This window comes from Metabacillus litoralis, from assembly GCF_003667825.1.
Taxonomy (GTDB): Bacteria; Bacillota; Bacilli; order Bacillales; family Bacillaceae; genus Metabacillus; species Metabacillus litoralis_B.
Genome location: NZ_CP033043.1, coordinates 3239861 through 3264207, shown reverse-complemented (window position 1 = coordinate 3264207; position 24347 = coordinate 3239861). Strand labels below are relative to the sequence as shown.

Annotated in this window: 20 protein-coding genes and 1 riboswitch; all 20 genes read left to right on the top strand. The window is 35.3% G+C overall.

Annotated features, from left to right (window positions below):
- The first annotated feature begins 12 nt into the window (after positions 1–12).
- The 20 genes from D9842_RS16265 to D9842_RS16170 all read left to right on the top strand — a co-directional run bounded on the left by D9842_RS16265 (position 13) and on the right by D9842_RS16170 (position 24272).
- Entirely contained in the window at positions 13–432 is a 420-nt protein-coding gene (locus D9842_RS16265; protein ID WP_121663398.1) for an ATP-binding protein, read from the top strand.
- Between the two features lies 1 nt (position 433).
- Positions 434–799 (top strand): STAS domain-containing protein, encoded by a 366-nt coding sequence (locus D9842_RS16260; RefSeq protein WP_121663397.1) that lies wholly within the window; start codon positions 434–436, stop codon positions 797–799.
- Positions 796–2487, top strand: a complete 1692-nt coding sequence (locus D9842_RS16255; protein WP_121663396.1) for a methyl-accepting chemotaxis protein — start codon at positions 796–798, stop codon at positions 2485–2487. The genes D9842_RS16260 and D9842_RS16255 overlap by 4 nt, the downstream gene beginning before the upstream one ends.
- Positions 2488–2631: 144 nt before the next feature.
- The gene (locus D9842_RS16250) at positions 2632–3045 is read left to right on the top strand and encodes an ATP-binding protein (protein ID WP_121663395.1); all 414 of its coding nucleotides are present in this window, start codon (positions 2632–2634) and stop codon (positions 3043–3045) included.
- 3 nt (positions 3046–3048) lie between these two features.
- Positions 3049–4512 (top strand): PAS domain-containing protein, encoded by a 1464-nt coding sequence (locus D9842_RS16245; protein ID WP_121663394.1) that lies wholly within the window; start codon positions 3049–3051, stop codon positions 4510–4512.
- 11 nt (positions 4513–4523) lie between these two features.
- Positions 4524–4799, top strand: coding sequence for an STAS domain-containing protein (locus D9842_RS16240; RefSeq protein WP_121663393.1), 276 nt, complete (start codon positions 4524–4526; stop codon positions 4797–4799).
- Between the two features lie 210 nt (positions 4800–5009).
- Positions 5010–5462, top strand: coding sequence for a chemotaxis protein CheX (locus tag D9842_RS16235; protein ID WP_257535885.1), 453 nt, complete (start codon positions 5010–5012; stop codon positions 5460–5462).
- 28 nt (positions 5463–5490) lie between these two features.
- The gene (locus D9842_RS16230; RefSeq protein ID WP_098799710.1) at positions 5491–5850 is read left to right on the top strand and encodes a response regulator; all 360 of its coding nucleotides are present in this window, start codon (positions 5491–5493) and stop codon (positions 5848–5850) included.
- A 362-nt stretch (positions 5851–6212) separates the two neighbouring features.
- Positions 6213–6653 carry a chemotaxis protein CheW gene (locus tag D9842_RS16225; protein ID WP_232273812.1) on the top strand — a complete coding sequence of 147 codons (441 nt, stop codon included), beginning with the start codon at positions 6213–6215 and terminating at the stop codon, positions 6651–6653.
- Positions 6654–6673: 20 nt separating this feature from the next.
- On the top strand, positions 6674–9232 hold the full coding sequence (locus D9842_RS16220) for a chemotaxis protein CheW (RefSeq protein ID WP_121663391.1): 2559 nt from the start codon (positions 6674–6676) through the stop codon (positions 9230–9232).
- A 46-nt stretch (positions 9233–9278) separates the two neighbouring features.
- Entirely contained in the window at positions 9279–13001 is a 3723-nt protein-coding gene (locus D9842_RS16215; protein WP_257535884.1) for a methyl-accepting chemotaxis protein, read from the top strand.
- A 115-nt stretch (positions 13002–13116) separates the two neighbouring features.
- Positions 13117–13923, top strand: coding sequence for a CheR family methyltransferase (locus tag D9842_RS16210; protein WP_121663390.1), 807 nt, complete (start codon positions 13117–13119; stop codon positions 13921–13923).
- Between the two features lie 4 nt (positions 13924–13927).
- Positions 13928–14965, top strand: coding sequence for a protein-glutamate methylesterase/protein-glutamine glutaminase (locus D9842_RS16205; RefSeq protein ID WP_121663389.1), 1038 nt, complete (start codon positions 13928–13930; stop codon positions 14963–14965).
- Between the two features lie 42 nt (positions 14966–15007).
- Positions 15008–15349, top strand: a complete 342-nt coding sequence (locus D9842_RS16200; protein ID WP_162987455.1) for an STAS domain-containing protein — start codon at positions 15008–15010, stop codon at positions 15347–15349.
- Between the two features lie 96 nt (positions 15350–15445).
- Positions 15446–17518, top strand: a complete 2073-nt coding sequence (locus tag D9842_RS26560) for a response regulator transcription factor (RefSeq protein ID WP_306821489.1) — start codon at positions 15446–15448, stop codon at positions 17516–17518.
- A 129-nt stretch (positions 17519–17647) separates the two neighbouring features.
- The gene (locus tag D9842_RS16190) at positions 17648–18748 is read left to right on the top strand and encodes a DNA alkylation repair protein (RefSeq protein WP_121663387.1); all 1101 of its coding nucleotides are present in this window, start codon (positions 17648–17650) and stop codon (positions 18746–18748) included.
- Positions 18749–19172: 424 nt separating this feature from the next.
- On the top strand, positions 19173–20369 hold the full coding sequence (locus tag D9842_RS16185; RefSeq protein ID WP_121663386.1) for a coiled-coil domain-containing protein: 1197 nt from the start codon (positions 19173–19175) through the stop codon (positions 20367–20369).
- A gap of 224 nt (positions 20370–20593) precedes the next feature.
- Positions 20594–21784, top strand: a complete 1191-nt coding sequence (locus D9842_RS16180; RefSeq protein ID WP_121663385.1) for a GTP-binding protein — start codon at positions 20594–20596, stop codon at positions 21782–21784.
- Between the two features lie 27 nt (positions 21785–21811).
- Positions 21812–21961, top strand: a complete 150-nt coding sequence (gene rpmG / locus D9842_RS16175; RefSeq protein ID WP_098799083.1) for a 50S ribosomal protein L33 — start codon at positions 21812–21814, stop codon at positions 21959–21961.
- Positions 21962–22147: 186 nt separating this feature from the next.
- A riboswitch (cobalamin riboswitch) is annotated at positions 22148–22331 on the top strand.
- Between the two features lie 114 nt (positions 22332–22445).
- Positions 22446–24272 carry a DUF4430 domain-containing protein gene (locus tag D9842_RS16170; protein WP_121663384.1) on the top strand — a complete coding sequence of 609 codons (1827 nt, stop codon included), beginning with the start codon at positions 22446–22448 and terminating at the stop codon, positions 24270–24272.
- Positions 24273–24347 lie beyond the last annotated feature (75 nt).

The following is a 24347-nucleotide window of genomic DNA, read 5'->3' as shown; positions in this document are numbered from 1 at the left end:
TGTGGGGTATTTATGTTTACGTTAAATGTTAAAATTCCATGTGATTTAAATGAAATTGAGAAACTAGAGCAAAAAATTAGGGAGCAACTATCACTTTATCAATGTTCTGTAAGAGACCATATTTGCTTTATTGCTCATGAACTACTAATAAATTCTTTTGAAGCAACGGTGAAAACCTTTTCTGCTCCGTCATCACTTTATTCTATTTATGCACATGTTGAAATGACTCATTCAGAGTACATCATCCATATAACTGATGAATGTGGTGGCGTGAAAGGTGAAGTCTTTACTCATGAGCTTGAAGATATCCTTTTACAGGAACGTGGACGGGGACTGCTTATGGTAAGAGAGCTAGTAGACAGTATCTCTTTTCATCAAAATGATGAAGATGGTCTATTTACGGTTTTAGTTAAGAAAGAAAGGGGCACCTAAATTGGACGAAACTAGAAATGAAACAATAGAAATGGAACAAACAAAAGAATATCAGCTTTTCAGGTTATCAGGAAAACTAACATATGGAAATACGCAGGAATCGAAGGAAGCTATCCTTGAAAAAATCAATCCAGAAGCCACAAACTATGTATTCGACCTTACAGCTGTAAAAATGGTTGATAGTACCGGCATGGGGTTATTTATTACCTTCTTGAATTACATCGATTCTGATAAAACGACCTTTTTAATTATTGAAAACAGCTTTATTCGAGAGCTATTTACGATTGCTAAGCTAAATAAGTTATTTATTATTTGTTCGAGTTTAGAAGAAGCGCAAAGAAAAGTAAAGGAAGGAAGAGAGCTATGAAATTAGGTGTAAAAGGAAAGTTAACTCTTTGGTTTCTCATTCTTTTCCTTATTGGCACGTCAATCTTAATCTTTCAATCTGTTTATACGGTTAAAAAAGAAGTACTAGATCTTGCTGAAGAGAATTTAGATACTGATTTAAAAGTAGCAAAAGGACTAATCGATCAACAATACCCTGGTGAATGGACATTAAAAGGTGATGAGCTATATAAAGGCGATACAAAGGTAAACGATAACGAAGAGATTGTAGATTCCATTGGTGAACTAACTAGTAATGCTGTGACGGTCTTCCAAGGAGATACAAGGGTTACCACAAATGTTAAAAATGAAGCTGGAGAGAGAGCAGTTGGAACAAAGGTTTCAGATGCTGTTGCTGCTGTGACATTAGCCAAAGGTGAAACATATATCGGAGAAGCTAATGTAGTCGGGAAAAATTTAGTTACTGTTTATGAACCTATTAAAAATTCTGCAGGCGAAATCATTGGAATGTTTTTTGTTGGTCATTCTACTGAAGCTTACGAAACAATGACCTCTAACTTTCAATTTCAACTATTGGTTGAGGGGGTCGTTGCATTAATCGTTATTGCTCTTATTATGTGGTGGGTGATTCATCGTCAAATTCAACCATTACAAAAAATGACTGTACTTTCTAAGCAAATTGCTGATGGTGACTTAACCGGTAATGAAATTAACACTAAACTGAACGATGAAATTGGTGAGTTATCACAATCAATCAATCTAATGAAAACGAATCTGAAGAACCTTATCGCAAAGGTGATTGAAACAGCTGATCAAACAGCAGCAACTTCAGAGGAGTTATCAGCAAGTGCAGACGTAACAGGGGAAATGAGTTCTCAAATTGCTAGTACAACAACAGAAATTGCAGCAGGAGTTTCGAAGCAATCCTCTGAAGCTAATAATATATTAGATAGAATGAAAGAAACAGCAAGTCATGTTGAAGTGGGCGGTCAAATTATTGATGGAACTCTCGAATTGGCAAAGCGTTCAACAACAGAAGCTGGTCAAGGAAATATGGCAATCAATGAAGCGATACAGCATCTTGGGAAAGTAACGAATACTGTTGAATTTGCTACAGAATCCATCCAAAAGCTTGGTAAACGTTCTGAGGAAATTGGTAGTATTATTACAGTGATTTCAGACATATCTAATCAAACAAACTTACTAGCATTGAATGCTGCGATCGAAGCGGCAAGAGCCGGTGAAAATGGGAAGGGATTTGCTGTTGTAGCAGATGAAGTTCGTAAGCTTGCAGAGCAATCGAATAACGCAGCTAACCAAATTACAACACTAATTGAAGATATTCAGTCAGAAACAAAAGTGACTGTAAATACAATGGAAACAAATCTTGTCTCCGTAAAAGAACAGGTCGGATTAATCGAAAAAGGTGGAGAATCTCTTCATAGAATAGTATCCAATGTACAGGAAACGGAGCAAGGAGTTTCACAGGTGAAAAACATCTTTTCAGAACTAAGAAATTATACAAGCTCTGTTCTTGAGTCAATTGAAAAGGTTACAGAAGTGATTGAAGCATCAGCAGCTTTATCTGAGGAAGCTGCAGCGTCCACTGAAGAGCAAAGCGCGACGATAGAGGAAGTGTCAGAAAGCGCAAGAGAGCTAGCAAAGATGGCTGAACAATTAAAGCAAGAGCTTACAGTCTTTAAATTGTAAAATAGAAGCACGATACTTGAAACTAAGTATCGTGCTTTCCTACATAATGCTATTTCTGCATACTTACAAGAAATTAGGAAAAACTGTTTTTAAAAAATAAACATATCTTACCAGAGAAAATAAACGATACTAGGGGATTATTTTATGAAAAAATCATTTGTTTTTACTGATCACGACCAATTTCAGCAAAGCTTGCCTGACATCGAGGCATTTATTGAAAAATGTGCAAGGGCAAAAAAAACAGTGATTATTTTTTCAATTATGGAAGCAGTTAACAATGCGTTAGAGCATGGAACGAAAGAAAACCAAGCTATTCCAATAACTTTAAATTTAGAAGTGAAAGAAAAATGTTTCTCTGTTGAATGTGATCATAAAGGAGAAGGATTTGATTATAAAGAAAAGTTAGAACATATCGGTAATCCTGATCAGTATTTTGAAAATAATATTAGAAGTATTAGAGGCAGAGGAATAGCCATCATGAAAAAATGTTCAGATATGATAAGCTATTCCGATAACGGACGTAAAGTTTCTTTGGCCTATCACCTGGATAAGGGCTAACAAATGAAGGAACAAACTATTTTCGAGAAACTATTTAAACATTACCCTGAGATCGTTTTTGTCATGGATAAAAAGGGGAGATATGTTTACGTTAATGAAAAAGCTCAAAATGTTTTGGGCTACCATCAAGATGATTTTACAGGTAAACATTACTCGGAGTTTCACTTTCTAACGGAAAAATCCCTTCAATTGTTAAAAGAACAGTACCCAATGATGCAGGCTGGTGATATTCATAAGGATATGATCATCACAGCCATCTCAAGTAATTCAAAAAAGCATTATTACAGCTTCTGGTTTGATACAATCATACATGATTCAAAGGAATACATATGGTTTGTCCTAAAAGATGTTGGAAATCTAATGGCCTTGAGGAATGAAAAAAAGCAATTGCGGGAACAAAATTTTCTATTAGCGGAGGCTGTTCATCAAACAGGTGTTGGAATCATTATAACGGACCCTAATCAGCATGATAATCCTATTATCTTTGCAAACAAATCTTTTCAGGAGATAACAGGTTATAGAAGTGAAGAAATAATCGGTCAAAACTGCCGATTTCTCCAAGGACCGGAAACTAGTGAACATACGATATCTAGTCTAAGAGAAGCGGTTGAAAAGAAGAAGGAAATTCACTGCGAAATTCTTAATTACCGAAAAGATGGCTCAACCTTTTGGAATGAACTAACGATTAGTCCAGTTTTTTCACCAAATGAGGAGCTTACTCACTTTATTGGTATACAAGTTGATATAACAAAAAGAAAAATGATGGAGCTAGATATTTCTATTGATTTAAGTTTAGCGAGAAATTTGCAGCAAATGCTCCTTAGTCACCCTTTAACGAACAATCTAATTGAAATTGAGGGCTTTTATCGTCCTTCTAATAAATTAGGAGGGGATTATTACAAATGGCATCAGATAAATGAGGATCAATATGTCGTGATGATCATGGATGTAATGGGACATGGAATAGCGCCGTCTCTAATTACAATGTCTATTAACGCAGAAATAAACTTTCTCCTTGAGCAGCAGATAATAGATCCTAAAGAGGTCTTAGCGAAATTGAATCATCATCAAATTAGCTTGTTTTTAGAAAAGAATGAAGAATTTGGAAAATTTTACTTTACATGTATCTACCTTTTGATAGATACTAAAAAAAGAAGAATTGATTATATAAATGCAGGTCATCCCGATTTTTATTTGAAAAATGAACATACTGTGAAATTGTTCGATTCTACTTCTATTCCAGTAGGCATTCTAAAGAACTATGATTTTAGGATGAGCACCATATATTATCAATCAAATAGTGAACTGTTTCTGCATACTGATGGAATGAATGAAATCCTAGCGGAAAATGGAAGCGGTTTTTCCGCTGAGTTTATTGAACGTAAGAATTTAGATAAAATAAAAAAACGCCTAATGTTAACGGAACATGAAGATGATGTTTGCTTTATTTATGTAAAATTATCATAAGGAAGGTTGTTATGGACACATTTTATATTGAACATTCAGAATTGAATTTCAGGAATAATCAAAAGATATTAACTGCTCTGCTCGATACATTGAATAAGAGTAAGCAAGGTTTACTAATTGATTTGAAAAATGTCGACTATGTAGACAGTATTGGTATTTCTATTTTTGTTTCCGTCTATGAAGTGGCAAATGCACAGAAAAAGAAAATGGAACTATTAAATGCAAATGATAAAGTTCAAAAACTGTTACATATCACAAAGCTTAATACACTTTTTAACTTAAAGTAATCATATAAAATTGCGTCCAAATTTTCGGGCGCAATTTTTTTAATAAAAATCCGCAAATTTCTACAATAACTCCACCTTATTATTGAGCCATTCCTAGGAATGATGTACTATATAATAAGAAAAAAGTCTTAGATATAATTTAAGTATACCAGTTAATAGAATAAAAAATTAATAGTGAGACCAACAACCAATAAACAGGAGGTGTTTTTATTGAGTACGACTGTATCATCAACATTAGAAGACTTACAGGAAGGAATACTCGACTCGATTAAACAGATTGTTCCTATTCCATATGAAGATGTTTCAGTACCTATCGTGCAAAAAGAATTATCCTTACAATATGGAGTTCTTGTTGGGGTAACAGGGTCTGTTAAGGGAAAAATCCTGTATAAAGCAGATGCTGATGTTTTTGGCTCAATTGGAGAAGTAATGTTTGGAATGGCACTAGAGGGTGAAATGTTAAAATCTTTTTCTGGTGAACTAGGGAATATGCTATCTGGCGGGCTCTGTACGCATATTTTTTCAAAAGGTGTGACCATTGACATTACCGCTCCAACCATTATGGACGGAAATTCAACACTTTCGGGATTTAGAGAAGCAATAGAAGTAGAGGTAACATTTCAAAATGGTAACAAATTAGCAGTTGGCTTAATGTTAGACTAAGGCTGCTTTAAAGGAAGGGGCAAGACAAATGGCAAGAATACTAGTAACAGATGATGCAGCATTCATGAGAATGCAGCTAAAAGATATGATCACAAAAGCAGGACATGAAGTAGTTGGTGAAGCTGAAAACGGTGAAGTAGCTGTACAAAAATATAAAGATCTTAAGCCGGACTTAGTGACTATGGATATCACAATGCCTGTTATGGATGGAGTCCAAGCTGTTCGCGAAATTAAAGCTTTTGACCCAAATGCAACAGTAATCATGTGCTCGGCAATGGGACAGCAGCAAATGGTTGTTGAGGCAATTCAAGCAGGAGCAAAAGATTTCTTAGTGAAACCATTTTCTCCAGATCGAATTACAGAAGCACTTCAGAAATTTTGTTCCTAATATACGGACGTAGAAAAAGCCATACCCTTTGGGTCTGGCTTTTTTCTGTTAGAAAAGAATTATATGATGTTGGTGTTTTTCATAACCTCCCTAAATTTGAGTTTTAGTCTCCAACGTATAATCCTCAATCACATTTGGCGTAAAAATAAGTTTTAGATAGATAATCCTATAAAAATACAGGAAACAATTCCTATAAAATGAAAGAGTGAAACTTTGAAACTATATTCTTGATCCTTTAATAGGTCTCAAATCCTATATAAGCATGTCGACTTTTGTAGAAAAATAGGAATCCACTCCAATACTCATAATCTAATACATCCCTCACAATAAGGCTATCAAATAAATACAAGGAGGCGATCAATTTGGCGGTTGCTTCTGACATAGGCAAGGTTCAATTTGTCGTATTTTCCGTAAATCAACAACTTTATTCATTATCCATAGAAGAAGTGGTTGAAATTCTACGAGTTCCAGCCATTACAAGCATTCCTGGAATTAATGAAATGATTGAAGGAGTTATTAACTTACGCGGAAGCATTATTCCGGTTGTTAGTATTCATAAGCGTTTTGAATTACCAATTTCAGAAAGAAACAAAAAAAATCGGATTGTTATTGTTCAAGGCAAAAATGAAAACATAGGATTAATGGTCGATGAAGTAAGAATGGTGACGAAATTTGAAGAGGAAAACGTAGAACCCCCACCTGGTTTGAAAGTAGATGAAGATATCTTTACTGGCTTTGCAAAGCTTAATGAGCAAGTTATTGGGATTCTTCATTTAGAGAAAGTTCTATATGAGCACTCATAGAACGTTATAAGGAGGTCAATATGGCTGATTTTGACTTATCTGCCTATCTGGGAGTATTCCTTGATGAGGTGGATGAACAATTACAAATACTAGATTCAGAGATATTAGTGCTAGAACAGCACCCTGAAAAAATTGAAACGATTCAGAATATATTTCGAGCCGCTCATACACTTAAGGGGTCATCGGCATCAATGGGCTTTGAGCAAATGAAAGAATTTACTCATTATCTAGAAAATGTTTTTGATCAGGTTCGAAACCAAAAGCTAGCTGTTACACCTAAACTAGTTAATGTGATTTTTGAAAGCATCGATTTTATCCAAGTTTTAAAAGATGGCATTTTAAATGGAAATCTTGATGAAATTAACATTCAACCTTATGTTGATAAGTTGAATGAATTTCATCCACAAGAAATGAACGATGAAGAAATCCAAAATGCGAAACCTTCAAAAGATCAAATCATAACCGAGTTAGATGATTACACCAAAAATGTAGTGATTAGTGGCCTAGCCTTTGGTCATAATGCATTGGAGGTCTCGATTAAGCTCTCAAATGAAGCATTGATGAAAAATGTAAGAGCACTTTTAATTCATAATAATTTAAAAGAAGCAGGGGAGATTGTTGCTGCTTTTCCTTCTATTGATGAGATGGAGAAGTCTGAAGGCTTTGAAGGTGAAATGATTTTTATTCTTCTCACCATGCAAACAAAACAAGAAATTCTTGAAATGATTAACCAAATATCTGATATCAAGCATGTGAACATCAATCAAATAACAGAAGAAAATATGAATTTACATCAAAAAGAGCTGGCTGTTCCGATTCAAAAAACACAATTAGAACAAGTGCTGGAAGAAAAGCCTGTAGGAAACCAAAAGGCAAAAATTAATCCTACCGTTCGAGTAGATGTGGATAAGCTTGAACACTTAATGAATTTAGTAGGCGAATTAGTGATTGACCAAACAAGATTAGTTGATGTTCGTGGTCGATTGGCAGACCGTGATACGCGTCAAGAAGATGATATGGAAACACTCGACGAGGTAACAAATCATTTAAGTCGTGTGATCACTGAACTTCAAGAAGGCATGATGAAAACAAGAATGCTACCAATTGAACAACTTTTCAATCGGTTCCCCCGTATGGTGAGGGACACAACACAAAAAGCAAATAAAGAAATTGACTTTGTTATGACTGGAAAAGAAACAGAGCTTGATCGAACTTTAATAGAAGAAATTAGCGACCCAATCATTCATTTGCTTCGGAATTCAATTGACCATGGAATTGAACCAGCTGATGAACGTGAACGCTTAGGCAAATCAAGAAAAGGTAAAATTGAACTTCGTGCCGCACATGAAGAAAATCATATTGTTATTTCAATACGTGATGATGGAAAAGGAATTGACCCAGATAAGATCAAACAAACAGCCATTAATAAGGGAACAATTTCTGAAGAAGAGGCAGCTAAATTAGATGATAAAGAGGCAATGTTCCTCATCTTTAAATCAGGTATTTCAACAGCTGAGAAAATCACAGACATATCTGGTCGTGGTGTTGGGATGGATATCGTTCGTGCACATATTGAGAAGCTAAATGGCTTAATCGATATTGATTCAACAATTGGAGCTGGGACCACTTTTACAATTAAGTTGCCACTTACATTGGCTATTATTAGTTCCTTATTAGTCAAGTTTGGACAAAAAACATTTGCGATTCCACTGGTAAATGTTCTTGAAATTATTCGATTAAATAAAGAAGATATTCAAACAATTAAAGAAAAAGAAGTTGGCCTTGTGAGAGGAAGGGTCCTGCCACTTGTGAGAATGAAGGAAAAACTAGGGTTGGATCCATCTGAAGAGGCGGCGGAAGAAAAGAAACGTGAATTTGTCATTGTTGTAGGAATTGCAGACAAACGAATTGGCATTATAGCTGATAAAACAATTGGTAATCAAGAAATTGTCATTAAATCACTTGGCCCTTATATTGGTTCACCACCATATATAGCTGGTGCAACGATCATGGGTGATGGAAGTGTTGCACTCATTTTAGACGTTTCCTCAGTCGTACGTGAACAAGGTACACAAGATACTGAAACAGCTACAGATAATAAACGAAAAGAACTAGAAGACGAACGTCAATTTGTCACCTTTAAGCTAGATACAGAGGAATATGGAATTGACATCCAACGTGCTAAAGATATTGTCTCCGTTCCTGCTATGACAAAAGTCGTCAATGCACCTAAGGATCTATTAGGAATCATTAATTTAAGAGGAAAAATGCTCCCTGTTATTGACTTAAGGAGAAAGTTTAATTTGCAAGAACAGTCACAAACAAAGAAATCAAGAATCATCGTTGTTGAAAATAACCAGCATGATGTTGGTTTCCTTGTAGATGAAGTAACACAAGTGTTAAAAACAACAAATAGTCTTATTGAACAACCACCGTCAGGTAGTCAATATAATCATTCAAATCTCATTAAAGGAATAAGCAAGCTAGAAGATAGAGTTGTTATAATTCTTGAATTTAATGAGATCTTACAATCAATTAATCTGCAAGATCTTCCTGCAGAGCTAGTATCACAGCCATAAATGACAAAAAGTAAGAATCTATTAAACGACTAGGAGGCCTTTGGCTATGAGTTTCTTTAAAAAAACAAAAGTACCTATGGAGCAACTAACGAGAGTATCGTCAAATTTAGAGCAAGATATTATTCAATTAAATAATGTTATGACACAAATTTCAACCGGAAACGATCAACAGGCAGCATCTTTAAATCAAACAGGGAACATGATGTCGACGATTTCTAGATCAATAAATGGTGTTGTTTCAAATGCAGAAAACCTAAGAAAGTCTACTGCAAAATCTTTTTCTTCATTAGAAGGTATTCTTCATTCAATCAAAGGTTTGGATCATAATGTAACAAGCAGCTCAAAATCACTAAATGAAATTACTGCTGCAATGGAAGAAATGGCTAGCCAAATTACCGCAGTTGCACAAAATGCAAATATACTAACAGGATCTGCAAAAGATGCATCACACTCTATCCAGGAAATTGCTGCATCAGTTGAACAAGTATCAGGAAATTCAGTTGAAACATCAAAATCTATTGAAAATGTTTCAGCATCGATGGAACAAATGAGCAAATCGATTGTAGGAGTTGCAACAAATGCTGAAAGTCTAACTGATTCTGCAAAAAGCACGAGTGAGGCTATTCAAGAATTAGCAGCATCTATTCAGCAAGTATCGGGGAATTCTGAGAAAACAGCAGCTTCTGTAGAACAAATTTCCGTTTCAATCGAGCAAATGGGGAAATCAATTAAAGGTGTTGAAGCAAACGCAGAAAGCTTAACATTGTCTGCTACAGATACGACTGCGGCAATTCAAGAACTAGCTGCATCTATTCAACAAGTTGCTGGGAATACACGCAGTACATCAAATTCTGTTGAAGAAGTATCCGCAGCAATAGAAGAGATGGCTGTTTCAATTGAGCAAGTGGCGAATAATGCTGTTAGTTTAACAGACTCAGCTAAACAAACAAATGATGGACTCCAAGAAATGGCTGCATCCACTCTGCAGATGTCAAAAAATGCAGAAAGTACTTCTGCATCAGTTGAAGAAGTGTCAGCTGCGATCGAGGAAATGGGTAGTCAAATTAAAGGAGTTAATCAAAATGCTGAAGTTTTAGCAGTTTCAGTTGATTCTACTAGTGCTTCTATTCAAGAAATGGCTGCATCTGTTCAACAAGTTTCAGGGAATTCACAAAGCGCAGCAAGTTCTGTTGAGCAAGTTTCTGTTTCAATTGAGCAAATCGGTGATTCGGTTAAAGGTGTGGCAGCAAATGCAGTTAGCTTAACAAATTCAGCAAAAGAAACAAATGATGCAATTCAGGAGATGGCCGCGTCGATCGAACAAGTGGCTGGTAATTCAAGAAGTACAGCAATGGCTGTTGAGGAAGTATCTGCAGCTATTGAAGAAATGGGTAGTCAAGTACAAGGTGTTTCAGTGAATGCAGAAAGCTTGAATAAATCAGCTGAGGAGTCAGCAGCTTCTATCCAAGAGCTTGCAGCGTCAATACAACAGGTAGCAGGAAATGCACAAAGTACAGCAAGCTCTGTTGAGCAAGTATCTGCCTCTATTGAGCAAATGGGTAAATCAATAAAAGGCGTTTCCGTAAATGCAGAAAGCTTAACAAGTTCGGCAAAAGAAACAAATCAGTCTATTCAAGAAATGGCTGCCTCTATTGAACAAGTGGCAGCAAATGCTGAAAATGTTAATTCACTAACAGTAAACGTAGCACATGAAGCACAAAATGGTCGTGATGCCGTTTTACAATCAGTCGATGGGATGAAAGAAATTGGAATAGTTGTTAAGCAAGCTTCTACGGTTATGCAAAGTTTAGGAAAAAGCTCAGATGAAATTGGTAGCATTATTGAAGTGATAGATGATATTGCAGAGCAAACAAATCTACTTGCGTTAAATGCTGCGATTGAAGCAGCTAGAGCTGGTGAGCATGGAAAAGGGTTTAGTGTTGTAGCAGATGAAGTTCGTAAGCTAGCAGAAAGAACGGCATCCGCGACAAAGGAGATTGCTACGTTAATTAAAGGTATTCAAGGTGAAACGTCTGATGCGATAAAGGCAATTGAAATTGGTGAAGAAAAAGTTGAACAGGGCTATAAGCTATCAGACAGTGCTAGTGATGCCATTATTCGAATTGTAGATGGTGTTGAAAATATTACTACAGAAATTTCTCAAATTACCACTGCAACTACTCAGCAAGCTGTACAAGCACAGGATATCGTAAAATCTGTTGAAAATGTAACAACACAAGCAGATTTAGTAACAAAAGCAACGGTTGAACAAACAGCTGGAGTGGAAGAAATTATTAAAGGTGTTCTGAATGCAAGAAACCAAGTAAGACAAATTACAGATGCAACATCAGAACAAGCGAAGCAATCTCAACATATTGTTGGCTCAATAGAAAGTATGACAAATCAAGTTGAACAAGTTACTCAAGCAATAAAAGAACAAGCAGCAGGAGTAACTGAAATTATTAACAGTGTTGTTAACGCACGTGAGCAAGTAAAGCAAATCACAACAGCAACGGAAGAGCAAGCACAGCAGTCTCAAAGCATTGTAAAATCGGTTGCGAATGTTACAAAGCAGGCTGAGCTTGTGACAAATGCAACGAATGAGCAAGCTATTGCTGTGGATGAAATAATCGAGGGTGTTCGTAATTCAAGAGAGCAAGTAAGGCAGATTACAGTAGCAACAGAGGAACAAGCAAAACAATCTCAAATGATTATTACTGAAGTTAGTAGTATGGTTGAGCAAACAAAACAAGTAACAGATTCAATGAAAGAACAAGCTGCTGGAGTAGAAGATATTATCAAAAGTGTGCTCAATGCTCGTGAGCAAGTGAAGCAGATTACTACAGCTACAGTTGAACAAACAAAGCAATCTGAAGAGATGGTAAAAGCAATGGCAAATGTTACAAATCAAGCTGAGCAAGTTACAACAGCAATGATTGAGCAAAAAGCTGGTGTAACAGAGATCATTAAAGGTGTAACGAATGCCCGTGAACAGGTGAGACAAATCACGTTAGCAACTGATGAGCAAGCGAAAAAAGCACAAGATGTTGTAAATGCAGTTGAATCCATTACGAACCAAGCAAATCAAGTAACAGAATCAGTAAAAGAACAAGTAACAGGAGTAGAAGAAATTATCACAGGTGTTGTAGAAGCCCGTGAACAAGTAAGACAAGTAACAGTTGCAACGGTTGAACAAGCAAAACAAGCGGAAAGCGTAGTGCAATCTGCTCAATCTATGGCAAATCAAGCAGAAATGGTCACAAATGCTACGATTGAACAAGCAGGTGGAGCTGAAGAAATTACAAATGATATCCGATCTGCAAAAGAGCAAATGCTCCAAATTACTTCAGCAATTGAAGAGCAAACAAAACAAACTAGATCAATTGTTTCAATTACAAGTGATGTCACAAATCAAGCTGAACTTGTGACCCAATCAACATCAGAGCAAACGGCACTGATCAAAGACATTACAAAGAGTATTGCCAATATCGCGGATCAAATGACAATTGTTACGACAGAAACAAAAGGATTGACTACAGAAAGTGATGATGTTGTAAAGCTTATTCAGGCTGTTAAAAATCAATCTGAAGAAATAACTGAAGCAACAAAGCTACAATTAAATGAAATTCTTGAGCTAGAAAAAGTAATGAATGAAACTAGTGCTATGTTTAAGCAAAGTGCGAAAGATATTGATGGAGTAACAAGACTATCATCAACCATCAAGGATACGAACAAGGACATGCAACGTACACTTCAGTCAGTAAACTAATAGTAAAATAAGGGTCAGATCTTACAGTTGAATATATTCTATCACACTGTTTAAAAGTGTCTGACCCTTCATACTATTTATGCATCAATAGATTAGGAAAAGGGAGATACTCACTATGGAAAATTTTGCGCTAAAGCAATTAGCTCAATTAGTTTATGAGTATTGTGGATTAAATTACTTGAATAATATTTCTTCTTTAGAAGCAAAAATTTCAAAACGGCTCGAAGAATTAAATGTAACATTATGGAGTTACATGCGTCTTTTAGAGGAAACCCCTAAAGAGTGGGATATTCTTGTAGAACTGTTAACGATTAATGAAACTTATTTTTATCGTGAAGATAAACAGCTCCATGTTTTCCAAAATAAAGTAATACCAATACTGAAAAAAGAAAGAGTACTTGAACAACCAATAAAAATTTGGAGTGCTGCCTGCTCCACAGGGGAAGAACCGTATTCTCTTGCAATGATGTTAAAAGAGCTCGGTATTTCAGTAGAGGATAGGGTCACGATCACAGCAACAGATATAAATAAAAAGGTTCTACAAACAGCCACTAACGGAATGTACCATAAAAAATCACTATCCTTTAGACGGATTCCTCAAAGATGGCTTGACACCTATTTTGAAGAAACTGAAACTCATTATAGTGTGAAAAAGGACATAAAAGATATGATCACTTTTAAGTACTTAAATCTACTTGATGAAGAAAATATGAGAAATGAAGGTTCGTATGACGTTATATTTTGCCGGAACGTTTTAATTTATTTTGATGCTGAAACGGTTAAAAAGGTGGCAACCTCATTTTATCACTCACTTAAAAAAGGAGGATTTCTCTTTCTAGGTCATGCAGAAAACATATCTACAATGGGGATAGGTTTTGAGACAATCAGTACAGATGGGACCTTCTACTATCGAAAGGGGTAACAAAATGGATGGGAAATATGGAGTGTTAGTTGTGGATGATTCTGCTTTTATGAGGAAAACTATTTCCACTTTAATAGAGGCAAGCCCTGATTTTTTTGTCATTGGAAGAGCAAGAAACGGGTTGGATGCAATCGAAAAGGTAAAGCAGCTAAAGCCTTCTATTGTAACACTCGATATTGAAATGCCGGAATTGGATGGACTTCAAACGCTACGAAGATTAATGAATGAAAATCCAGTACCAGTTGTAATGCTAAGCAATGGGGCAGATTCTACACTTGAAGCCTTTGAATTAGGAGCTGTAGATTTTGTTATAAAAGAGGTACTAGTTAATCATACATCTTCTGAATTTCTTGACGATTTTTATCAAAGATTACTTGTAGCAGTTTCAGCGAAGTTACCAGTCCTGATACAAAAGGAAGAAGTTGTTCCAGACAATAAAGTGCACATAGAAGAAATGATCGAAATGAGCAAAGACCTTCTTTTTATTGGTACTTCCACAGGAGGACCGTCAGCATTACAAACGATACTAACGAAATTTCCGTCTGATTTTCACCTTCCTATTGTGGTTGTTCAACATATGCCACCAGGCTTTACGAAGCCTTTGGCAGATCGTTTTGATTCATTATGTCACCTTAAGGTAAAAGAGGCAGAGCATAATGAAATACTTAAGCCTGGTACAGTATACATTGCTCCTGCGGGGCTACAGACAACAATTTATAAAAATGAAAGAAACTTATATCAAATAAAATTAAAGATTTCAGCAGGTATGGAAACATTATATAAGCCTTCTGTAGATGTTACATTATTATCAGCTGCTCATCTATACAAAGAACGATTGCTCGCTGTCATTTTGACTGGAATGGGTGATGATGGGTTGCGCGGTTGTCGGAAGGTGAAACAACTAGGAGGACTAGTCCTTACTGAATCAAAAGAAACATGTGTTGTCTATGGTATGCCAAAAGTGATTGATGAAGCTGGATTATCAGATGAACAGGCTCCATTGTTTAAAATGTACGATAAAATAAGACATGCATTGTTGTAAATATTGGTAGAAATAGCAACTAATAAAGAAAGGATGGTCATTGTGGAGTTAATTCATAAAGAACTCGTGGATATCTTAAAAGTTAAGGATACCGAAATTACAATTAAGAATAATGAATCATTTAAAGAGGATATCCAAGCACATTTATTAAAATCACGTCAGCATGTTATCTTGGATTTAGAAAACGTAAAATACTTAAATAGCACTTCATTAGGTGTTATTGCGGATGCAGCGATAAAGGCAAAAAAAGAAGGAAAAGAGTTAGTTATATCAGGTGTAAATCCCCCATTGGATGAGATTTTTACTATTGTAAGATTTCATACTTTTATGGGGTTATACAAAACACTAGAAGAGGCGGAAAATTATTTTCAATCATTAATATAGCCAATATAAATAAAGTGGTTAGAATTACCATCAAGAAAAGGATGTTTTTTACCGAAATATATAGTAGAGAGTTGTGTTTTGTTGGGGGTTGGTAAAATGAATATGTTCAAAAATTTATTGCAAATATTCTCCACATCCAGTGGATTTCCGATATCCGTTATTGATCAGGACGGGCAAATTTTGATGTCAGTGAACAGAGTAGATGAAACACCATTCTATAAAGTTAGCGATGTTGATTCTTTTCAAAAAGAAATAATTAACACAGGACAGTTGATTTCGAAATCAACTATTTTTTCTTGGAGTGAAGAAACATTAAATTTAAAGTTTATCTTATCCCCAGTTATTTCTTCTACCAAAGCAAACTATATACTTGTGGCAGGACCATTTTTGGAAGGAAATAAGGAAAGTAACTTAGTAGATCTTTCTATAACTTCGATAAATCAAGAAGAAAAGACAGAGTTAGTCAATAAAATAGATTCAATCTCCTTCGTGATAAAAAGTTTTGAGGAGAATGAAAAACAAGCCCAAGTTCAAAGAAAAGTAATTGATATTTTAACACATTTAAGACAGTCAAAAGGGAATTTGAGTGAGAATGACCACTTTTTATCTCATCTTTTTACACAAATTCTCCAATTAAATAGAATAGATTTTATTGGACTATCAGAAAAAATAGATCATGCCAAATTTATGATCAAAGCTGTACAAGGTCAGAGTATTGAAAAATTAAAAGGAAATACATTTTATATCGGGGAAGGCTTGTTGGGGAAAGCTGTTGTTATGGGGGAAAAAATGTTTTTGTCCGATATGGGCCTTACAAATCGTAGTGATTTTTTTCAACAATTTCACTTATATCCAAATCAATTATTTATTTTTCCTATAAAGAAAAACGGTATTGTGGAAGGTCTTATGTTTGGCGGATCGACAGAAGACCGAATGATTAGTCAAGAGCTGCTTGATATTCTTCAGTTTATTGTTTATCTCTACTCAGAACGGAAAGCAAGTGACGAAGCCCTACAGCAGGAAAAACAACTGCAGCTTGCTTTTTATGGTTTATTAGACCTGTTAGAGGTTGCACTTCATACAGATGATGTTAAAAATATCATGTACAAGGTTCTTGATTTTTGTCAGAACATAAACAATCATAACTTCTCGAGTTTTACAGTAGAAAATGGGGAAACAATTAGTAGAGGTGCTTTGAATGACCCACTACTTGAAGAGCATAAAAAGGTTTGCCATGAGCTTATTAGTGAAGGAAGCAACCTTCAACAGCTGAAGCGGATAAATGAACAGAGTATGGTCTTTCATCAACCAATCTATGTTGAGAAGAATTGTATTGGTATATTAACAGTAGAAATTAAGGATAGAAAAAAGTATGAAGAAGTGTCAATGAGTCTACACATCATTGCTCGGTTATTGTCTAGGTGCATCAAAATAGAGCAAAATAACGATGAAGAACTACTAGATAATAACCATTTAGAAACAATCAATTTACTTCACTCTAGTTTAGAGGAATTAAATAAACAAAATTACTTGAATACATTAGAAGCGATGAAAATGGTAAGACAACTTTCACAATCACTATCAATACCTGAAACATCTGTGGAACAACTTATGAATGCTTGTAAGGTTATGACATATCGCTTGGAGTTCTTGAAAAGTAAATTAAAGAATTCAAAAGTACTTCATTTGTTAGAAAAGTGTATGGATGTTTCTACAAAACAAGTGAATACAAGTATAGAAGTGAAAATGATAACATTTATTTACCAGACAATTGTTAAAAGAATAGATAAAAATTTAGCTCTATCTTTTCTTGATGATGAAATGAAAATGGCCATTCAGCAGGTAAGTCCTGATTTAGAAGCAAGAATGGAACTGAATCACCTATCTAATTTAAAACAGGTAGGGGAAATGGAACTTGCTGATGAACAACAAATTAATGATCTTGTTGATATAAAAAGCGTCATTCTAGAATTAAAATTAACTTCAAGAGAGAAAGAAATTCTTTTTTTAATACTAGAAGGTTTAAACAACCAGGAAGTGGGCAGCTATTTAAATATAAGTGTTCATACTGTGAAAAACCATATAACAAATATATTTAAGAAACTAAACGTTACGGATCGGGTTCAAGCAATGGCTAAGATTTACCGAATTAAATATGGAATGGAGTAAGGACAGGTGGTGAAAGATTACCTGTTTTTTATTTTGTTTGTGGACTTCCATTTTTACTTATTTTAACTCTAATAAATCTCCATGATATAATTTTTTATACGAACAAACAAAAGGGTGAAGGAGTTATCCATGGCAGAAGAACTTCGAGCTTTATTTAATGAACAATTTATGAAGAAGCTGAGTAAGGAATTACAAGAATATGATCCACTTTTTAATCAAGTAGAATTTTTATCATCTGTTTATGCAAAAGGTTGGGATGAACTGGCATTAAAACAACGTGTCCGTCGTATTACTTTGAGTTTATCTCAAAGTTTACCTCAAGAATTTGGTGAAGCTGTGGCACTATTAAAAAAAGTGGCTCCTTCTTTTCAAGGAAGTCTTGGTGGTATCATTTTTCAGGATTACGTAGAGGTTAATGGATTACATAGTTGGGAGAAATCGATGGAAGCACTTGAGTATTTCACTGTGTTTTCAACTTCCGAATTTGCAGTAAGGCCTTTTGTGATGGAAAATCAACCTAAAATGATGGAGCAATTTTTAGAATGGAGTTCACATGAAAATGAGCATGTCAGAAGGCTCGCAAGCGAGGGTTCTCGTCCAAGGCTTCCGTGGGGGATTGTCTTAACAAACTTGAAAAAAGACCCTTCACCCATCTTTCCAATACTAGAAAATCTAAAGGAAGATCCTTCTCTATATGTAAGAAAAAGTGTCGCCAATAATATAAATGATATTTCAAAAGATCATCCTGAGCTTGTCCTTCATTTAGCAAAAAGATGGCTCGGTACAAATGATCGAACGAATTGGATTGTTAAAACGGGATTACGTACATTATTAAAGAAAGGTGTTCCAGAGGCACTTGAATTATTTGATCTGGGGAAAAATGAGCATATTCATGTCTCAAATTTAACTGTTACAAAAAAAGTGGTAATAGGAGAAGCTATTACATTTTCGTTTCATGTTATATCAATGGATAAAGAACCAAGAAAGCTTAGACTTGAATATGCGATCGATTTTGTAAAAGCAAATGGAAAGCATTCGATAAAATCATTTAAAATATCCGAAACTTCCATCTCACCAGGAGAGGAAAAAATTTATACAAAAACACATTCTTTTAGGGATTTATCAACAAGAAAACATTATGGTGGAGAACATATACTACATATTATAGTGAATGGTGAATACAAGGCCGAAGAGAAATTTGAAGTGATGAAGAGGACACAAGAAGAATAATCATGTGTCCGCTTCATGATAGTGGATAAAGTAGTGAAAAAATTGTCACAATCTGGGAGAGGAGAAGAACTAACTTAAATTGAGTTTAGGTAAGATTCCTCATTGATACACTTCTTTTCTCCCTCCTTTTAACCTACTACAATCAATTTATCTCTTTTTTTATACATTTTTAGCCCTATTAATTCTATTAATAGATAAATACTAGAATTAGGATATGAACTATGTTACAGTTGTAAATGTGCTTTTTTGAGGCGAAAAAAAGCTACATTTTGTTACTTTTGAAATATAAATGTAATATTAACAACATAGTTTTGTCATTTTTTGATGATATACTTCTAATTGTGGCTAAATAAGTAAAATAGTATTGTATAAAAATAGATACATAGAATGATTCATGTACGAGAAACGAAAGTAGGGGAAGAGAATGTCGAAAAAGAAACTAGTTATCATGAATTTAGCTGTCATGATTGGATTAGGCAGTTCATTTGCAATTCCTTCGGTTAACGCTGAAACAAGTACAGAAGTTCAAAAAGAAATTAAAGATCATACTCAGGATGTACAAGAAGTACAAGCAGAGTTAGAAAATTTAAAGAAACAAAGTGAACGCGTTGATGCAGCAATAAAAGATAACGAAGCTAAGATTAAGCAAACAGAAGAGCAGATTCAAACTTCTCAAGACGAAATAAACGCTATGGATTCTGAGATCGCTAAACTAGAAGAAGCTATTAAAGAACGTACAGAAATTTTAAAGCAACGTGCAATTTCTTACCAACACAGTGGTGGGAATGTTGAATATATCGATGTTTTACTAGGATCTACTAGTTTCGGTGATTTTCTAAACCGTGCACTTGCGGTAGGGAAAATTGTAGAAGCAGATCGTTCGATGATCTCACAGCAAGAAGCTGATGAAAAAGAGTTAAATGAAAAGAAGGTTGCAAAAGTGGAAGTGCTTTCAGACCTTGAAAACTTAAGAGCAGATTTAGAAGGCATGCAGGCTGATATCCTGGCACAAAAGCAACAAAATGATCAATTAAGAAAAGAACTTCAAGATGAAAAAACAGCAAAAGAAGCTGCAATTAACAGCTTAAAACAAAAAGCAGCAGCATTAGCAGCTGCAGAAGAGGCTGCAAAGGCAGCTGCTACAACCACAAACTCATCTAATTCTGTTACAACGGCAAAAGGTACTTCAAATAATACAGTTACATTTGAAGACACACCTGTAAATCCTAACGGTACTGTTAATGATTTAATTAGTGCTGGTTATAAATATATTGGAAATTCTGTTTATGTATTTGGTGGCGGAAGAAATTCTTATGATATCGCTAATGGTCGATTTGATTGCTCTGGATTCGTAAGCTGGGCATTCTCAACTGTGGGAGTAAGAGTTGGAGCAAGTACGGAAATTCTTAAAAATACTGGTACAAGAGTTCCAACAAGCAGCATGCAACCTGGAGATATGGTATTCTTTGATACATATAAAAAAGATGGACATGTTGGTATTTATGTAGGTGGCGGTAAATTCATTGGTTCTCAAAGCTCGACTGGTGTTGCAATCGCTAATATGTCTAGTGGTTACTGGGCACAAAAATTTAATGGTCGCGTTATGCGTGTGAATTTATAATAGAAACAGAAAGGCTGGCATTTAGGTGTCAGCCTTTCTTATTTATGTTATTCCCGAAATTCTCTTTTTAAAACTTTTTTATTAAACTTATTGCATATCGACGGAAGATAGTATAATATATAAAACGTAACTGTTACGATTTGTTTTTTGTGTTTTTTTCTGATAAGTTACATAAAATTATAAATTATAAATCGTAATCATTTTGTTTTGTGTAGGAGGATGACATGGAAAATAGAAAGATACCAGTAACGGTCTTAAGTGGCTATTTAGGTGCTGGAAAAACGACATTATTAAATCACCTCTTAAGTAACAAAGATAATAGGAGAATAGCCGTTATAGTTAATGATATGAGTGAAGTGAATATTGATGCCTTACTTATTAAACAAGGTGGATTTTCCCGTACGGAGGAGAATCTTGTTGAGCTTCAGAATGGCTGTATATGCTGTACACTGAGAGAAGACCTCATTATAGAGGTGAAAAAATTAGTGAAACAAGGGCATTTAGATTATCTGGTTATTGAATCATCCGGTATTTCTGAGCCTATTCCTGTAGCCCAGACATTCACATATATAGATGAAGAATTAGGGACAAACTTAACTGAAATATGTGAACTAGATGCAATGGTAACTGTTGTAGATGCTTATCGGTTTTGGCTTGACTATTCCTCTGGGGAGAGTCTGCTTGACCGTAACGAAGCAATAGATCCAACAGATACAAGGGAGGTAGTAGATTTGTTAATTGATCAAATAGAATTTGCTAACATTCTTGTATTAAACAAATTAGATTTAGTAGAGCGAGAAGATATAGATGAATTAAAAGCGGTTCTCCATAAATTGAATCCTGATGCCACAATCATTGAATCTATTTTTTCAAAGGTACCAATCACAAGAATTTTAGATACGAACCTTTTTGATTTCGAACAAGCTAGCCAATCCGCAGGGTGGATACAAGAGCTTATGCACGAACATATACCTGAAACAGAGGAATACGGAATCACCTCTTTTGTATATAAGAGGAAAATACCGTTTCATCCTGAAAGGTTTATGACTTGGCTTGAAAATTGGCCTGTCGACGTCGTTAGGGCTAAGGGGTTTTTCTGGCTTGCTTCACGTAATGATATAACAGGACTTCTCTCACAGGCTGGTCCCTCTATTATCATTCAGGGAGCAGGAAATTGGATTGCTTCTTATTCAAAGGCAGAGCAGGATCAATTTTTAAAAGAAGAACCTGAGTTATTAGCAAAGTGGGATAACACATACGGTGATCGATTAACAGAGCTTGTTATGATTGGGATCGGCATGAACCGTGAATTGATTGAAAAAGCTCTAGATGAATGCTTATTAACAAACGATGAAATGAAACAGGATTGGTCTTCTTTTAACGATCCTCTTCCAGCTTTTACTGCAGAAAATTAATTTTATTTTTCCAAGGAGGAAATCTTAATGAGAGTAAAAATTACATTAGCATGTACAGAAACTGGTGATCGGAATTATATTACAACAAAAAATAAGCGTAATAACCCCGATCGAATTGAACTTAAAAAATATTGCCCACGATTAAAGAAATATACAGTGCATAGAGAAACAAAATAAGCGAAAAAGTCATGATCATGATTCAAAGATCATGGCTTTTTCTTTTTGAGTCAACCAGGGAATAAATAACGCTATATTATATGAATGAAAGGAAAAATGGATTTTTTGTAGTTTCTACCATATATATGCAGACTCCTACATATATTGACACCATTTTCATACTAGACTATGATTAAAACAGTTAAAATGAATATGATAAAAATAGGTTGGTAGTATTATCCTATCATGAAAAGGGAAGTCTGGTGAAAGTCCGGCGCGGTCCCGCCACTGTAAATGAGAGTCTTTACAAATTTGCCACTGTCTATAAGATGGGAAGGCTGTGAGGATGTTGATCATAAGTCAGGAGACCTGCCTATTTTTTTACCTCGTACTACGCGGATAGGAGGGTGTTAAGAAAAGACATTTTTTTCTTAACGACTGCAATCCTCTTACATAGAGGCTTTTTTTTTGCCTCAATAAATTTTTATAGATAGGAGAGAACACGTTGTTCAACAAAGTAAAGCATATTATATTATCTGTCCTTTTCGTTTCTACCTTATTCGTTAGCACCTTTCAGACAACTGTATTTGCTGCAGAAGGGGAAACAATATCAGTTGTTGGGAATAACAATGAACTATTACTAGATGAAACAAACTATACATTTGCAGAGGATACAACTGCATTTGATGTACTTGTTCAAGCTGTTGGCGAGAGCCAGATTGAGTATACTGAAGGGGAATATGGAGTTTTTATCACAGGTATTAACGGATTAAAAGCAACCGACCCATATTATTGGGCATTTTATGTTAATGGTGTTCAAGCACAAGTTGGCGCAGACAGTTATGTTGTACAAGAGGGTGACGAGATAAGCTTTCGTTATACTGATTGGACAAAGCCTTCTGAAAATAGCGTGTCACTGCAAATAGTTGGTAATAAAGATCATGTGATTTTACCTGAGCCTTCATCAATTGCGTTCATTGATCAACCAACTGCATTTGATTTATTAAAGATTGGTTACGGACAAGAAAACATCGAATATGAAACATCTGAATATGGCGTGATGATTACAAGTATCGGAGGATTAGCTGCTGAAGGTACTTATTATTGGGCATTTTATGTCAATGATGAGATGGCATCAGTTGGAGTTGACAGTTACAAGCTTCAAAAAGCTGATAAAGTAACATTAAAATATGAATCTTGGGAAACACCGGCAGAAGAACCTACAGAGGAAGAGCAGCAACCTGAAGAGGAACAACAGCCAGTTGAGAAATTTGATCAAGCTGCCCTTAATAATGCAATAAATGCAGCGAGTCAATATGTTTTAAAACAAGAGGTTGGAGACTGGCAGGCAGTGGCTTTGAAAAAGGCAGGAAAAACATTGCCGGCTAGCTATCTAGCAAACTTGAAAAAACAATTAACCGAACGTCAAGGAAGTTTTTCAAAAATTACAGATTATGAGCGACTAACATTGGGTGCTTTAGCAGCAGGTGAAGATCCAACAAATATCGAAGGGTATAATCTTGTTCAAGCTATCTATAATGGAAATGTAACAAAGCAGGGATTAAATGGGGTAGCTTATGCCCTTATTGCATTAGATAGTGCTAACTTTGAAGTTCCATCTTCAGCTAAATGGACGCGAGAAGCATTGGTCAATGAATTGCTGAAGAACCAAAACGATGATGGTGGCTGGACATGGAGTGGTGAAGCAACGAGTGACAGTGATACAACGGCTATGGTATTAACTGCACTTGCTCCATATGTTGAATCAAACGCGGATGTGAAGAGTGCCGTAGATGAAGCTGTAAAATATCTATCAGCTCAATACAAAAATTCAAAAATTGATAACAGCTCAACAGCTGCACAACTAGTTATTGCGCTATCGGCATTATCAATTGATTCACATAGTAGTCTGTTCTCAAAAGACGGTGTTAGTTTAATCGACTTTTTGCTTTCCTACCAAAATAATGATGGTGGCTTTGATTGGCAAGGTGGAGACACTAGTGACTCATTTACAACAGATCAAGGCTATAGAGGAATTGTTGCGTATCAATTATTTTTAAATGGAAAAGGATCTTTATATAGCCTAAATCTTGAAAAGAAAAACACAGAGACTCCTGCTGACAACAATGAAACTCCTGTTGTAGTGAAGGACGATGTTGATAAAGATACATCTGAAAATATTAGTACGACTAAAAATGATCAACCAGAAAAAACGAAAGGTTATCCTCTACCAAATACTGCTACCCAAAGCTATAACATGGCATTAATTGGTCTTGCTTTACTTATTATAGGAATAACTAGTTTGTATGTTAGAAAAAGACAACAACAATAACGAAATGAAATATAACGAAATGAAATGCCCTCTCCATTTGGAGGGGCGTTTCCCATTTATGGATGATCGTATTAG